Annotated in this window: 13 protein-coding genes and 1 pseudogene; 5 read left to right on the plus strand and 9 right to left on the minus strand. The window is 67.7% G+C overall.

The features are described from left to right. Positions 1–281: 281 nt before the first annotated feature. The 4 genes from sigM to trxA all read left to right on the plus strand — a co-directional run bounded on the left by sigM (position 282) and on the right by trxA (position 3,371). Entirely contained in the window at positions 282–965 is a 684-nt protein-coding gene (gene sigM / locus ACFWJW_RS10730; RefSeq protein ID WP_387237753.1) for an RNA polymerase sigma factor SigM, read from the plus strand. Beyond that, a complete protein-coding gene (locus tag ACFWJW_RS10735) occupies positions 962–1,909 on the plus strand; it encodes a hypothetical protein (RefSeq protein WP_387237756.1) in 948 nt (315 codons plus the stop codon). The genes sigM and ACFWJW_RS10735 overlap by 4 nt, the downstream gene beginning before the upstream one ends. A 114-nt stretch (positions 1,910–2,023) precedes the next feature. Then, the gene (gene trxB / locus ACFWJW_RS10740; RefSeq protein ID WP_387237759.1) at positions 2,024–2,998 is read left to right on the plus strand and encodes a thioredoxin-disulfide reductase; all 975 of its coding nucleotides are present in this window, start codon (positions 2,024–2,026) and stop codon (positions 2,996–2,998) included. Between the two features lie 46 nt (positions 2,999–3,044). Then, the gene (gene trxA, locus ACFWJW_RS10745) at positions 3,045–3,371 is read left to right on the plus strand and encodes a thioredoxin (RefSeq protein WP_042150984.1); all 327 of its coding nucleotides are present in this window, start codon (positions 3,045–3,047) and stop codon (positions 3,369–3,371) included. 88 nt (positions 3,372–3,459) lie between these two features. On the opposite strand, the gene ACFWJW_RS10750 is transcribed toward trxA, so the two are convergent. The 9 genes and pseudogenes from ACFWJW_RS10750 to rpmH all read right to left on the minus strand — a co-directional run bounded on the left by ACFWJW_RS10750 (position 3,460) and on the right by rpmH (position 10,303). Next, entirely contained in the window at positions 3,460–4,077 is a 618-nt protein-coding gene (locus tag ACFWJW_RS10750) for a GNAT family N-acetyltransferase (protein WP_387237762.1), read from the minus strand. Positions 4,078–4,386: 309 nt separating this feature from the next. Beyond that, positions 4,387–5,478, minus strand: a complete 1,092-nt coding sequence (locus ACFWJW_RS10755; protein WP_387237765.1) for a ParB/RepB/Spo0J family partition protein — start codon at positions 5,476–5,478, stop codon at positions 4,387–4,389. After that, positions 5,475–6,545 (minus strand): AAA family ATPase, encoded by a 1,071-nt coding sequence (locus ACFWJW_RS10760; protein WP_387237768.1) that lies wholly within the window; start codon positions 6,543–6,545, stop codon positions 5,475–5,477. The genes ACFWJW_RS10755 and ACFWJW_RS10760 overlap by 4 nt, the downstream gene beginning before the upstream one ends. Positions 6,546–6,847: 302 nt before the next feature. Continuing rightward, on the minus strand, positions 6,848–7,573 hold the full coding sequence (gene rsmG / locus ACFWJW_RS10765; protein ID WP_387237771.1) for a 16S rRNA (guanine(527)-N(7))-methyltransferase RsmG: 726 nt from the start codon (positions 7,571–7,573) through the stop codon (positions 6,848–6,850). A gap of 134 nt (positions 7,574–7,707) precedes the next feature. Further along, a complete protein-coding gene (locus ACFWJW_RS10770; RefSeq protein WP_042150991.1) occupies positions 7,708–8,214 on the minus strand; it encodes a R3H domain-containing nucleic acid-binding protein in 507 nt (168 codons plus the stop codon). A gap of 14 nt (positions 8,215–8,228) precedes the next feature. Further along, entirely contained in the window at positions 8,229–9,368 is a 1,140-nt protein-coding gene (gene yidC, locus ACFWJW_RS10775) for a membrane protein insertase YidC (protein ID WP_387237775.1), read from the minus strand. Between the two features lie 3 nt (positions 9,369–9,371). Further along, entirely contained in the window at positions 9,372–9,689 is a 318-nt protein-coding gene (gene yidD / locus ACFWJW_RS10780; protein ID WP_042150996.1) for a membrane protein insertion efficiency factor YidD, read from the minus strand. A gap of 86 nt (positions 9,690–9,775) precedes the next feature. Further along, positions 9,776–10,144: pseudogene (rnpA, locus tag ACFWJW_RS10785) on the minus strand (ribonuclease P protein component); the annotation flags it as partial. A gap of 21 nt (positions 10,145–10,165) precedes the next feature. Further along, positions 10,166–10,303, minus strand: a complete 138-nt coding sequence (rpmH, locus tag ACFWJW_RS10790; protein ID WP_003949374.1) for a 50S ribosomal protein L34 — start codon at positions 10,301–10,303, stop codon at positions 10,166–10,168. Positions 10,304–10,681: 378 nt separating this feature from the next. On the opposite strand from rpmH, the gene dnaA reads away from it, so the two are divergent. After that, entirely contained in the window at positions 10,682–12,586 is a 1,905-nt protein-coding gene (gene dnaA, locus ACFWJW_RS10795; protein WP_387237778.1) for a chromosomal replication initiator protein DnaA, read from the plus strand. The last annotated feature ends 1,004 nt before the right edge of the window (positions 12,587–13,590 follow it).

Here is a 13,590-nt window from a genome sequence, read left to right on the forward strand (position 1 = left end):
GGGCAGCCCACCCTCAAGGTCAAAGCGGCACCTGAGCAGCACCACCCTGAGAAGCAAAAGCAGCCACGCATCTTTTGGCGTTCTCGGGCAAGAAGGTCACTCGTCGACGAGTCGAAGCTCCCTAGTGGTTCTCCACACGCCTGCCTACGATGAACAGTGTCTCCTTGTTGCTGCAAGTCAGGAGCCACTTACGTCAAGTAGCAGCAGGTTTGGCGATCTTTACGCCGATGTCTTACAGGGGGCAAGATTTCCAGGAGTCGGCGCTAGGTGAGGGGGTATGAGTGGGTCTGCTAGAGGACTCTAGTGATCAAGACCTCATCGCTCGCCATGTCGCTGGTGATCGCGAGGCATTCGGGGAGATAGTCCGGCGCCATCGCGACCGGCTCTGGGCGGTGGCACTGCGCACCCTCGGTGATCGCGAAGAGGCCGCCGACGCCGTGCAGGATGCCTTGGTCTCCGCCTATCGCGCGGCCCATACCTTCCGCGGTCAGTCCGCCGTGACGACGTGGCTGCACCGCATCACGGTCAATGCCTGTCTGGACCGAGCCCGCAAGGCCGCCTCACGGCGCACTTCGCCCGTCGCCGAGACCGAGCGGCTGGAGCAGCTGCTGGAGCCCGAGGAATCCGCCGCGGCACCCGCCGAGCGCCAGGATCTGCACCGGGAGCTGCTCAGCGCCCTACGCACCCTTCCCGAGGAACAGCGGGCCGCCCTCGTCCTCGTCGATATGCAGGGCTACCCCGTCGCGGAGGCCGCGGCGATCCTCGATATCCCGACCGGAACGGTGAAAAGCCGCTGCGCACGGGGCCGGGCTCGGCTCCTGCCCTTGGTCACCCATCTGCGCGCCGACAACGGGGATAGCAAACCCGTGAGCGGGGGAAGGAACCGGGCGCAGGGGACATCCGTCCCACCGACGGCAGGGCCGAAGGACACAGGTGCCGTGAAGGGCGGAGGTGGGCGAGCGTGACGTCGACGACCGGCACGGGTGAGCACCCCACAGGTGAGCACCCGGAGGTCTCCGAGATCTCCGAGCTCACGGACGGGCTGCTTTCTCCCTCGCGCACCGCGGAACTGCGCGACCATCTGTCCACGTGTCCCCTGTGCGACGACGTCTATGCGTCCCTGGAAGAAATCCGGTCACTGCTCGGCACGCTCCCCGGCCCGCTGCGGATGCCGGCCGACGTCGCCGGTCGCATCGATGCCGCCCTCGCCGCCGAAGCACTGCTGGACGCCACCACCCCCGTCGCCACGGCTCACGTTTCACGTGAAACGGCCACCATCCCTGTCGTGGTTTCACGTGAAACCGACGAAGAGGCACCCCGCCGAGGGACACCGGCCGCCCGGCCCACCGGGCGCCCTCGGGGCTCCTCGGGCCCCGGACGGCAGACGCCTGGCGGCCGCGCGTCCCGAGCGCGGCGCTGGCCACGGATTCTGCTCGGCACCGCGGCGGCCGCGGCGGTCTTCAGCTTCGGCGGCCTCCTTATGCAGAACGCGGCCCTCGACGGCCCCCAGGCGGGCAAGCAGGACCGGACCACCGCTTCCCCCGAGAAGAAGAGCGGCGATGCGGGCGCCCTCACCGCGGCGAGTCTCGAATCACATGTGGACGAACTGCTGACGTCGAAGGGCTCGCCCAAGTCCCCCGGCATCGGGACCCGGAGCTCCCCCGACACCCCGATGCGCGGCAGCGCCGACACCATTCCGTCCTGCGTCCGCCACGGCATCGCCCGTCCGGAGACTCCGCTGGCGACCAGCCACACGCGCTACCAGGGCAAGGACGCCTACCTCGTGGTGCTGCCGGATCCGACCGATCCCCAGCGCGTCTCTGCGTATGTCATCGCTTCCTCTTGTGTCTCTGCCACGCCACCGGCTCCCGGAAAGGTTCTGCTGTCGCACTCGTTCCAGCGAGACTGAGCGACGAGAAGTGCGCTGTGACACTCCGGGAATGCTCGCCCCGTAGGATCCGTTGGGTGGGGTGAGAGAACCGAGAGCCCCAGCAAGCAGTCGGCAGAGACAAGGAAGACACCCGTGAGCGACGTCCGCAACGTGATCATCATCGGCTCCGGGCCCGCGGGCTACACCGCAGCGCTCTACACCGCCCGCGCGTCCCTGAAGCCGCTGGTCTTCGAAGGTGCCGTCACCGCCGGAGGCGCCCTGATGAACACCACCGACGTGGAGAACTTCCCCGGTTTCCGCGACGGCATCATGGGGCCGGACCTCATGGACAACATGCGTGCCCAGGCGGAGCGCTTCGGCGCCGAGCTCGTGCCGGACGACATCGTCGCGGTTGATCTCTCCGACGAGATCAAGACAGTCACCGACACCGCCGGCAATGTGCACCGGGCGAAGACCGTGATCGTCAGCACCGGATCCCAGCACCGAAAGCTCGGCCTGCCCCGTGAGGACGAGCTGTCCGGTCGCGGCGTCTCGTGGTGCGCCACCTGCGACGGGTTCTTCTTCAAGGACCAGGACATCGCCGTCATCGGCGGAGGCGACACCGCGATGGAGGAGGCCACCTTCCTCTCCCGCTTCGCCAAGTCGGTCACGGTCGTCCACCGCCGTGACACCCTGCGCGCCAGCAAGGCGATGCAGGAGCGTGCGTTCGCCGACCCGAAGATCAAGTTCGTGTGGGACAGCGAGGTCGCCGACATCCACGGTGAGGGCAAGCTCTCGGGTCTGACCCTGCGCAACCTCAAGACCGACGAGACCTCCGAGCTCCCCGTCACCGGCCTCTTCATCGCGATCGGCCACGACCCGCGGACCGAGCTGTTCAAGGGCCAGCTGAACCTCGACGACGACGGCTACCTCAAGGTCGACGCCCCCAGCACGCGCACCAACCTGAGCGGCGTCTTCGCCGCCGGCGATGTTGTCGACCACACCTACCGCCAGGCGATCACCGCGGCCGGCACGGGCTGTTCCGCCGCCCTCGACGCCGAGCGGTTCCTCGCTGCGCTGTCGGGCGGCGAGTCGACGCCCGAGCCGGAGAAGACCCCCGCCGCCTGACCCGCGCACCCAGCTTTCCCACCACCCACCCAGTAAGGAGAATCCCATGGCCGGCGCCACGGTGACCGTCACGGACGACAACTTCGAAGAGGTCGTCCTCAAGAGCGACAAGCCCGTTCTCGTGGACTTCTGGGCCACCTGGTGCGGCCCGTGCCGCCAGATCGCCCCGTCCCTGGAGGCCATTGCCGCCGAGCACGACGGGATCGTCATCGCCAAGCTGAACACCGACGAGAACCCGGCCACCACCGCCAAGTACGGCGTCATGTCGATCCCGACCATGAACGTGTACCAGGGCGGCGAGGTCGTGAAGACCATCGTCGGTGCCAAGCCGAAGGCCGCGATCGAGCGCGACCTGGCGGACTTCCTCGGCTGAGCACGCCGCCACGTTTCACGGGAAACGGGCCCGTCCCCCACGAGGGGGCGGGCCCGTTCTCCGTTTCACGGGAAACATCGGCTCGGCTCTACAGCGGTCGCAGCGCGGGTTCCTTCTGGACGGCTCCCAGCAAGCGGTCGAGTGCCAGCTCCACATCTTCCTTCCACGAGATCGTGGTACGCAGCTCAAGCCGCAGTCGGGGAAAGCGGGAGTGGGGACGCACGGTCTTGAAGCCCACCGCGAGCAGATGATCGGCGGGCAGCACACAGGCCGGCTCACTCCAGCGGGCGTCTCCGAATGCCTCGATGGCTTTGAAGCCGCGCTGGATGAGGTCCTTGGCGACCGTCTGGACCATCACCCGCCCCAGCCCCTGTCCTTGGTAGCCGGGAATCAGCCAGGCCGTCAGCAGCTGCACCGCATCCGGTGAGACCGGGCTGGTGGGGAAGGCCGTGGAGCGCGGCACATAAGCCGGCGGGGCGTACATCACGAACCCGACCGGCACCTCATCGACATAGACCACCCGCCCACAGGACCCCCACTCCAGCAGTACTGCCGAGATCCAGGCTTCCTTCTCGAGCTCAGGGCGACCCGCTTTTACCGCGGCCTCGCCGCTGACGGGGTCGAGCTCCCAGAAGACGCAGGAGCGGCAGCGCTTGGGGAGGTCCGGAAGGTTGTCCAGCGTGAGCGGTACGAGCCGACGGCCCATGAACCCAGGTCCTCGCTTTCCTCGCCTGCCACACCTCGCAGCGCCGTCAGCGCCACCTGCTCTCTGAGCAGACCACCAACGAACCCTCCGACGGCTGCGAGTCCGAAGCCCGCTGCCAGCAGTCCGGTGCGGCTCACCGATCGCATGGCCCTCTCCTCGGTGTGAGATGTCTCCACATGGATGCGTGCCATACCCGAACGCATCGTATCCACCCTTTACGGGCGCGGGTACCGCAAGAGTGCAAAGGGCGGGCACGTGTTCCGGTATGAGCTCCGGAACACGGCCCGCCCGGGAGCCGAGAGCGTCAGCTCACTCCTCTTCGTCGTTCTCCTCGGCCAGTGACTGGCCCAGGACGCGCCCCTCACCCGGGGCGAGGGTGCCGAGGATGCGCTCCAGATCGTCCATCGAGGCGAACTCAACGACGATCTTTCCCTTCTTCTGTCCCAGGTCGACCTTCACCCGGGTCTCGAAGCGGTCGGACAGCCGGGAAGCGAGACCCGTGAGCGCGGGGGACACCCGGGTGCCGGCACGCGGCCCCTTGGTCTTGCTCGCACTCTTGGGGGTCGACCCCATGAGCGTCACGATCTCCTCGACGGAACGGACCGAGAGTCCCTCCGCGACGATGCGGCGTGCCAGGTGGTCCTGCTCCTCCGAGTCCTCCACGGAGAGCAGGGCACGGGCATGGCCCGCGGAGAGCACACCCGCGGCAAGCCGCTTCTGCACGGACGGCGAGAGTTTCAGCAGCCGCAGCGTGTTGGAGACCTGCGGGCGCGAACGCCCGATCCGGTCGGCCAGCTCGTCATGGGTGCACTGGAAGTCCTTCAGCAACTGGTCATAGGCGGCTGCCTCTTCCAGCGGGTTGAGCTGAGCCCGGTGGAGATTCTCCAGAAGCGCATCGAGCAGCAGCTTCTCATCGTCCGTGGCCCGGACGATCGCGGGAATCTTCTCCAGCCCGGCCTCACGGCATGCCCGCCAGCGGCGCTCACCCATGATGAGCTCGTACCGCCCCGGCCCCGTCTGACGGACCACCACCGGCTGAAGCAGGCCCACCTCCTTGATGGAGGTGATCAGCTCGGCCAGGGCATCCTCGTCGAAGACCTCACGCGGCTGCCGCGGATTCGGCTTGATCGCATCCAGCGGCACCTCAGCGAAGTGCGCGCCGGCCACCTCCGAGATACCCGCCGTGTCCGCCGCGGCTGGTGCTTCCGTTTCACGTGAAACACCGTGCGCCGGCAGCGACGTCACCTTGGCCGCCGCCACCCCGCGCTCCGGGGCCAGAACCGGTACGGACGACGGTGACGTCGCTCCCTGTCCGGCGGGTCCGGCATGATCCGTGCTCTGCGGTGCCGCGGGGATCAGCGCACCGAGCCCACGGCCCAGTCCTCTACGTCGTTCACTCACTGAGTCCCCTCCGAGATGCTGTGCTGTGCTTCATAGTTGACGCTGAGGCCCTGGCCCCCGGTCTGCGGGACCCCACGCAAGGCGATCTCCCGGGCCGCTTCAAGATAGGACAGCGAGCCGCTGGATCCCGGGTCATAGGTGAGCACCGTCTGCCCATAGCTGGGTGCCTCGGAGATGCGCACCGAGCGGGGGATGCTCGTACGGAGCACCTCATGGCCGAAGTGGCTGCGCACCTCATCGGCGACCTGGGACGCCAGCCGGGTGCGCCCGTCGTACATGGTGAGCAGAATCGTCGAGACATGGAGCTTGGGGTTGAGATGGCCCCGCACCAGATCGACGTTCCGCAGCAGCTGCCCCAGCCCCTCCAGCGCGTAGTACTCGCACTGAATCGGGATCAGCACCTCGGCACCGGCGACCAGAGCGTTGACCGTCAGCAGGCCGAGGGAGGGCGGGCAGTCGATGAAGATGTAGTCCAGTGGCTGTTCGTACGCCTTGATGGCGCGGTCCAGCCGGCTCTCCCGCGCCACCAGCGAGACCAGCTCGATCTCCGCACCGGCCAGATCGATCGTGGCGGGGGCACAGAACAGGCCCTCCACATCCGCGACCGGCTGCACCACATCGGAGAGCGGCTTGCTGTCCACCAGCACGTCATAGATGGAGGGCACTTCGGAGTGATGGTCGATCCCCAGTGCCGTGGAGGCATTGCCCTGGGGGTCGAGGTCGATCACCAGAACCCGGGCGCCATGCAGGGCCAAGGAGGCCGCCAGGTTCACCGTGGTCGTGGTCTTACCGACCCCGCCCTTCTGGTTGGCAACCACCATGACCCGAGTCTGTTCAGGCCGGGGCAGCCCCTCACCCGCGCGGCCAAGTGCCTCCACCGCAAGCTGAGCTGCACGACCGATCGGGGTGTCGTCCATCGGGGGCGGCGTTTCACGTGAAACGTCGTCCCCGAACGACTCGCTACGGGGACCGGGGACCGGATCGGTCATCGGTCCCGCGATGTTGGCGTCGGACCGCAAGGATTCACTCTCCTCGACATCAGGCTCGCAATGTTCAGAGCCTGCCATGCTTTCGGTGTCGTGAACCAGTGAGGTCCGTTCTCCTGTGGACGAATCCACTTCTGTGGATACTTCGCTGACCCTTGTGGGTCTACGGTCGCGCGGCGCGGCGGCCGCACGACCACGGTCGATGATCCCTTGCAGCAGAGAACGACGTTTCACGTGAAACACGATGCCAGCGTCGCGCCTGAATGAGCCGCGACACTCCGTCTTGTGTCGTTTTGATGGCATTTGCGGAATTCCCCGTCCCGCTTTCGCGGAACGGAATGTCCTCATGCCAATGCCGGCTTCCACGCACCGGCAGCGGAGCATCAGCGCCGGCGCCCCCTCGACGCACGGCTCACACGCGCCGCCTTCGCCCGCTTGGCCGCAAAGCGCACACCGCCGGGGCTCTCGCCCACCTCGACCCGCACCACGGTCGACGGCGGATCCACCACGCCCTCGCCCACATGCACCACCGAGGTCTCCACCACGCCGAGCTTGCTCAGCGCGGCCCGAGCCGCCTTGAGCTCCTCCTCAGCGGTATCGCCCTTGAGCGCCAGCATCTCGCCGTAGGGACGGAGCAGCGGCACACCCCAGCCGGCCAGCCGGTCGAGCGGGGCAACGGCACGCGCCGTGACCACATGCACCTGAGGGAGCTTGCCCATCACCTCTTCGGCCCGCCCGCGCACGACCGTGACGTGGTCCAGCCCGAGCAGCTCGACGACCTCCTGGAGGAAGTTCGTCCGCCGCAGCAGCGGCTCCAGCAGCGTGATCTTCAGATCCGGGCGCACCAGAGCCAGCGGGATACCGGGCAGCCCGGCACCCGAACCCACGTCGCAGACCGAGACGCCCTCGGGCACCACCTCGGAGAGCACCGCGCAGTTCAACAGATGCCGCTCCCAGAGCCGCGGCACCTCACGCGGGCCGATGAGCCCCCGCCGCACCCCGGCGTCGGCGAGCAGTTCGCCGTACCGCACGGCTTCCGCAAAGCGCTCACCGAATACCTCCTCCGCCGCCTTCGGCGCAGGAGGGAGCTCCGCTGCTGCCTCCGTCACGGGAACCGCCCTTCCTCTGGACTGCTACTTCTGCCGGGAACCCGGGTTACGCCCCGGGATAACACAGAACGCTGACAACTTTTGGCCCCGCCTGCGAGCAGACGGGGCCAAAGAAAAACGGGAGCGCTGAGCGGTCAGGCCGGGAGGACGACCACTCGACGCTGCGGCTCCTCGCCCTCGGACTCGCTCCGGAGCCCGGCCGCCGCCACCGCGTCGTGGACGACCTTGCGCTCGAAGGGCGTCATCGGGTCGAGCTTCACCGGCTGCCCGGTGCCCTTGGCCTCCTCCGCCGCCTTCGCGCCGAGCTCCGAGAGCTCCTCACGCTTACGCGCCCGGAAGCCCGCGATGTCCAGCATCAGACGGCTGCGGTCACCGGTTTCCCGGTGCACGGCCAGCCGGGTCAGCTCCTGAAGAGCCTCCAGCACCTCACCGTCGCGGCCCACCAGCTTCTGGAGATCACGGCTGGTCGAGTCGCTGATGATCGACACCGCGGCGCGGTCGGCCTCGACATCCATGTCGATGTCGCCGTCGAGGTCGGCGATGTCCAGCAGACCCTCGAGGTAGTCGGCCGCGATCTCGCCTTCCTGCTCCAGGCGGGTCAGGGTGTCGGTGCCCTTGGTGGCAGGGGTCGTGTCCGTCACGAAAGGACTCCTTCTTACTTCTTGGTCGGGTGCTTGGGGCGCTGCTGGCCCTTGCGCTGTCCGGACTTGGCCGTGCGGGACCCGGAGTCGCCGCCCTTGCCCTTGCCTTCCTGCGCGTCCTTCTTCTCCAGCGACGGCTTCTTCGCCGCACCCTGACCGGAGCCCGAGCCACCCGACGCCGATCCGGCACGCGTACGGCTCTGCGCACCGCCGGCCGGAGCGCCGCCGGTCTGCCGCTTGCTCTTCGTCTGGCGCTTGGGCTGCTGGCGGTTCTGGCGCGCTTCCTCGGCGGCCTGCTTCGCAGCGACCTCGGCCGGGTCCTCGACGATCTTGCCCGCGGCCCGCAGCCGCTCCTGGCGCTCCTCGAATGCCTTGCTGCCCGGGGTCGGGTTACGACGGATGACGAACATCTGCTGGCCCATGGTCCACACGTTGGTGGTCAGCCAGTAGACGAGAACACCGACGGGGAAGTTGATGCCGAAGACGGCGAACATGATGGGGAAGACGTACATCAGCATCTTCTGCTGCTGCATGAACGGCGTCTTCACCGTGAGGTCGACGTTCTTGGTCATCAGCTGGCGCTGCGTGTAGAACTGCGACGCCGACATCAGGACGATCATGACGATCGTGACCACGCGGACGTCGGTCACAGAAGCACCCAGGCTCTGGATCTTCTCCGCGCTGTCCATGAACTTCGCCGCCAGCGGCGCACCGAAGATGTGGGCCTTCTGCGCGCTCTCCAGAAGCGGCTGGTCGATGACACCGACCACCTTGTTCTGGGCGATGTGGTTCAGGACCTGGTACAGCGAGATGAAGAACGGCGACTGGGCCAGAATCGGGAGACAGCTCGAGAGCGGGTTGGTGCCCGTCTCCTTGTAGAGCTTCATCATCTCTTCGGACTGGCGCTGCTTGTCGCTCTTGTAGCGCTCCTGGATCGCCTTCATCTTCGGCTGAAGCGCCTGCATGTTCCGCGTCGACTTGATCTGCTTCACAAAGAGCGGGATCAGGCAGATACGGATCAGCACCACCAGCGAGACGATGGACAGACCCCACGCCGCGCCACTGTCCTTGTCAAAGATGAGGCTGTAGAACGAGTGGAACTGGACGATGATCCAGGAAACAGCGATATAGAGGGGACTGAGGATCGTGTCCACGAATCAGGCTCCTTGGACGTTGGGCTGAGTCTCGGGCTGGGCGACAGGCTCAGGGACGGTGGGCCCGCCCAGGCGGCTCCTCAGCCGCTGATGCCAAACCGGACGCTTCCGGGGAGGGACGTGGTCGACGCCCCCGAGCGACCACGGATTGCACCGCAGGATGCGCCAGGCTGTCAGCGCAGTCCCTTTCACCGCGCCGTGCCGGTCGATGGCCGTATAGCCATAGTGCGAGCACGACGGGTAGTACTTGCAGACCGGTCCCAGCAGGGGGCTGATGGTCCACTGATAGATCTTGATCAAAAGCAACAGCGGGTACTTCACTGTGCGCTCCCTCCCGGGTCCCGTCCGGAGCTCCGGGGGCCCGCGGGGCAGCTGCTGTCGGTCGCAGCCCCCGGGGGATTGCAGCCTCTCGGCGCCCCTCCCAGCAGCCGCTCGAAGGCGGCGTCCAGGTCGCGGGCCAGCTGGTCGTGGTCCGCGTCACCCGCACCGGGCAGGGCCCGTACGACAACCAGGCTACCGGCGGGCAGCCGGTCCAGCCGATCGCGCACGAGATGACGGAGTCTGCGCTTGACCTTGCTGCGCACGACAGCGATGCCCACTGCCTTGCTCACGACGAAACCCGCACGTGCCGGGGGAACACTTTCCCCCGACCCGTGCGGGTCCGTTGCACCGCTGCGAAGATGAACGACAAGGAGCGGGCGCCCGGCCCTGCGTCCCCGGCGTACCGCGGTCGCAAAGTCCTCGCGCCGCCTCAGCCGATACTCGGTAGGCAGCACGTCATGGACCTAGGTTGCTGCTCAGGCCGACAGGCGGGCGCGACCCTTGCCACGGCGGGACGCGAGGATCGCGCGGCCGGCACGGGTCCGCATGCGCAGACGGAAGCCGTGGGTCTTCGCGCGACGGCGGTTGTTCGGCTGGAAGGTGCGCTTGCTCACTCGGGGGCTCCAGGAATGCTTGTTGTCTCAGGAGAGACAGATGTGGGGCGTCGACTGGCTGTCACCGTGCGCCCACGAGTAGCTCGCAACGCCTAAGTGCACCGCTACACGATCACTTCGAGCGTGATCTTTGCCCATCGGAGGCAGGCGGCAGCAGCCATCGACAACTCGACCTGGTCACGGTACGCGCGGCTACGCCATCCGGTCAAACCGGCTTCTCGGCGTCGCCTGCCGGCCCCTTGTCAGGACACACTATGCACAGGCTGTGGACAACAACTTGAATCCCCAGGCCCGCCCTGACTACCGTGGCTGAACTTCGATTCCTTCCCGCCCGTCCTGAGAATCACACATTCGTGGGACTGTGAGAGAGCGTGCCCTGTGGCTGATGTACCTGCCGATCTTGCCGCAGTGTGGCCCCGCGTGCTCGACCATCTCCTTCGTGCGGAGGTCGATGGCCTCAAGCCCAAGGACGAGACCTGGCTCAAGCGCACCCAGCCGCTGGCGCTGGTCGCCGATACCGCGTTGCTCGCCGTCCCCAATGAATTCGCCAAGGGTGTGCTCGAAGGCCGGCTGGCGCCGCTGATCGGGGAGGCCCTCAGCCATGAGTGCGGCCGCCCGATCCGGATCGCGATCACCGTGGACGACTCCTCCGAGGAGCCCCCGGCGCAGTCCACGCCGCCGGCACCCCAGCACCAGCCGTCCCAGCAGCACCCCCCGCACCACCAGCAGACGCATCAGTCACAGCAGCAACACGATGCGTACGACGGCTACGAAACCCGCCACGAGTCCCGGCACGACAGCCGGCAGGGATACGGACACCAGGGCGACGACCTGCCCGGCGTCCGGCCCGCCTACCCGGACTACCCGCAGCCCCGGCACGAGCCCGGCGGCTGGCCGCAGATGGGCGGCGGCCCCGGCCCGCGCGACGACTACGGCTGGCAGCAGCAGCTCGGCGGCTTCCCCGAGCGTGACCCGTACGCCTCCCCGTCGTCCCACATCTCGCAGCATCAGCAGCGGCAGAACGACTACCGTCCGCAGGCGCCCGACCGCAACGGGCCGCCGCAGCACTCCGACGGTCCGCGCTCCCCTTATGACCCGCCGCGCCGCGACCGCTCCGAGCACCAGCCCGGCGGGCACACCGGCCGCGCGGGCACCCCCGGCTCCGGCCCCGGCGCCGTGCTTCCCGCGCCCAGCGGTGCGCCCAGCCCGCTCGCCGCGCAGCCCGCGCCGGCGACCGGCCCCGGTGAGCCGACCGCGCGGCTCAACCCGAAGTACCTCTTCGACACCTTCGTCATCGGTGCCTCCAACCGCTTCGCGCACGCCGCCGCGGTGGCCGTCGCCGAGGCGCCGGCCAAGGCGTACAACCCGCTGTTCATCTACGGGGAATCGGGGCTGGGCAAGACCCACCTGCTGCATGCGATCGGGCACTACGCGCGGAGCCTGTATCCGGGCACCCGGGTGCGGTACGTGAGCTCGGAGGAGTTCACCAACGAGTTCATCAACTCCATCCGCGACGGCAAGGCGGACGCGTTCCGCAAGCGCTACCGCGACATGGACATCCTGCTGGTCGACGACATCCAGTTCCTGGCGAGCAAGGAGTCGACGCAGGAGGAGTTCTTCCACACCTTCAATACGCTGCACAACGCGAACAAGCAGATCGTGCTCTCCAGTGACCGGCCGCCCAAGCAGCTGGTCACCCTGGAGGACCGGCTGCGCAACCGCTTCGAGTGGGGTCTGATCACCGACGTCCAGCCGCCCGAGCTGGAGACCCGGATCGCGATTCTGCGGAAGAAGGCGGTGCAGGAGCAGCTGAACGCGCCGCCGGAGGTGCTGGAGTTCATCGCGTCCCGGATCTCGCGGAACATCCGTGAGCTGGAGGGCGCGCTGATCCGGGTCACGGCGTTCGCCTCGCTCAACCGGCAGCCGGTGGACCTGGGGCTGACCGAGATCGTGCTGAAGGATCTGATCCCCGGCGGCGAGGACGCCGCGCCGGAGATCACCGCGACCGCGATCATGGCCTCGACCGCGGACTACTTCGGGCTGACCATCGACGATCTGTGCGGCTCCTCGCGCAGCCGGGTCCTGGTGACCGCCCGCCAGATCGCCATGTATCTGTGCCGCGAGCTGACCGACCTCTCGCTGCCGAAGATCGGGGCGCAGTTCGGCGGCCGGGACCATACGACCGTGATGCACGCCGACCGCAAGATCCGCGCGCTGATGGCCGAGCGACGTTCGATCTACAACCAGGTCACCGAGCTGACCAACCGCATCAAGAACGGCTGAGGCCGGCCCACAGGACGCCCAGGGCGCTCCGGGATCCGCTCCCGGAGCGCCCTTCGCCGTACGGGGGCCACCGCCCGGCGAGCGCCCGGCCGCACCCTTCTCCCGGCTGCGCCCCGCTCCCTTCCGCTTCTCTCCGCGGCGTCCTGCGCGCTCCCGCCGCGCGCGTCCGATCGCGTAACGCACCTCTCCCGGCCCCGCTTTGAGCCCTCCAACCCCCCGCTCCGAGACGCCCCGCCGCCGTCCCAAACCTGTGGAGCGCACCCCCTGTGTTCGATTCCGCGGCCGGACACGGCTTCTCTCCACAGATTGGGCAAGAATCTTCCGTCCACATCCTGGGGAGGGGAAAGTTATCCCTGTGGGATCCACAGGCCGGTGTACTGACGGGCCATCGGGGGAGGTCAGCCGCATGTGGATTTGTGGCCAACCGCCCTCCACAGGGTGTGGACAGTGGATTCGTCCACAGGGCGGCCGGCGTCTTGTCCACCGCCCGCCCACAGGCAAGCCGCTGTTGTCCCCAGCAATCCCCAGCTTCTCCACACCGCTGTCCACTGTTCGGCAACACGACACCCGCCCTCACCGGGCCGAGTGAAAGCCGTCACACCAAGGTGGTCGGTTGGGCTGTGGGGAACGTGGGTAAAGCTGGGGATGGCACTGGGGAGAAGTACCTGTCCCCTGTGCATCGGGTGTGCAGAACTTCCGGCGGTCCACAGAACCGCCCGCTTATCCACGGCCGCCACCCACAGGGGCGGTGGACAAAAAATCCGCGTTGACCTGCGCAAAAGCGGTTGTCCACGGTTTCCACAGCCCCTACTACTACGACCACGGATATCTACCGGGGAACTCGTTCGGAAACGGGGCCTGTGCACAAGTTGGCCGCCGGGTGCCCGCCCTCGGCCGAGTCGACTTGACCCCGAGCCGCACCGACTGTCGGTGGCGTGCGTCAGACTGGTCTCCGGCAACCCAGCCGACGACGAAGGCCAGCAGGGCGAAGAGCCAGCAACAGC

The organism is Streptomyces sp. NPDC127097, from assembly GCF_042724075.1.
Taxonomy (GTDB): domain Bacteria; phylum Actinomycetota; class Actinomycetes; order Streptomycetales; family Streptomycetaceae; genus Streptomyces.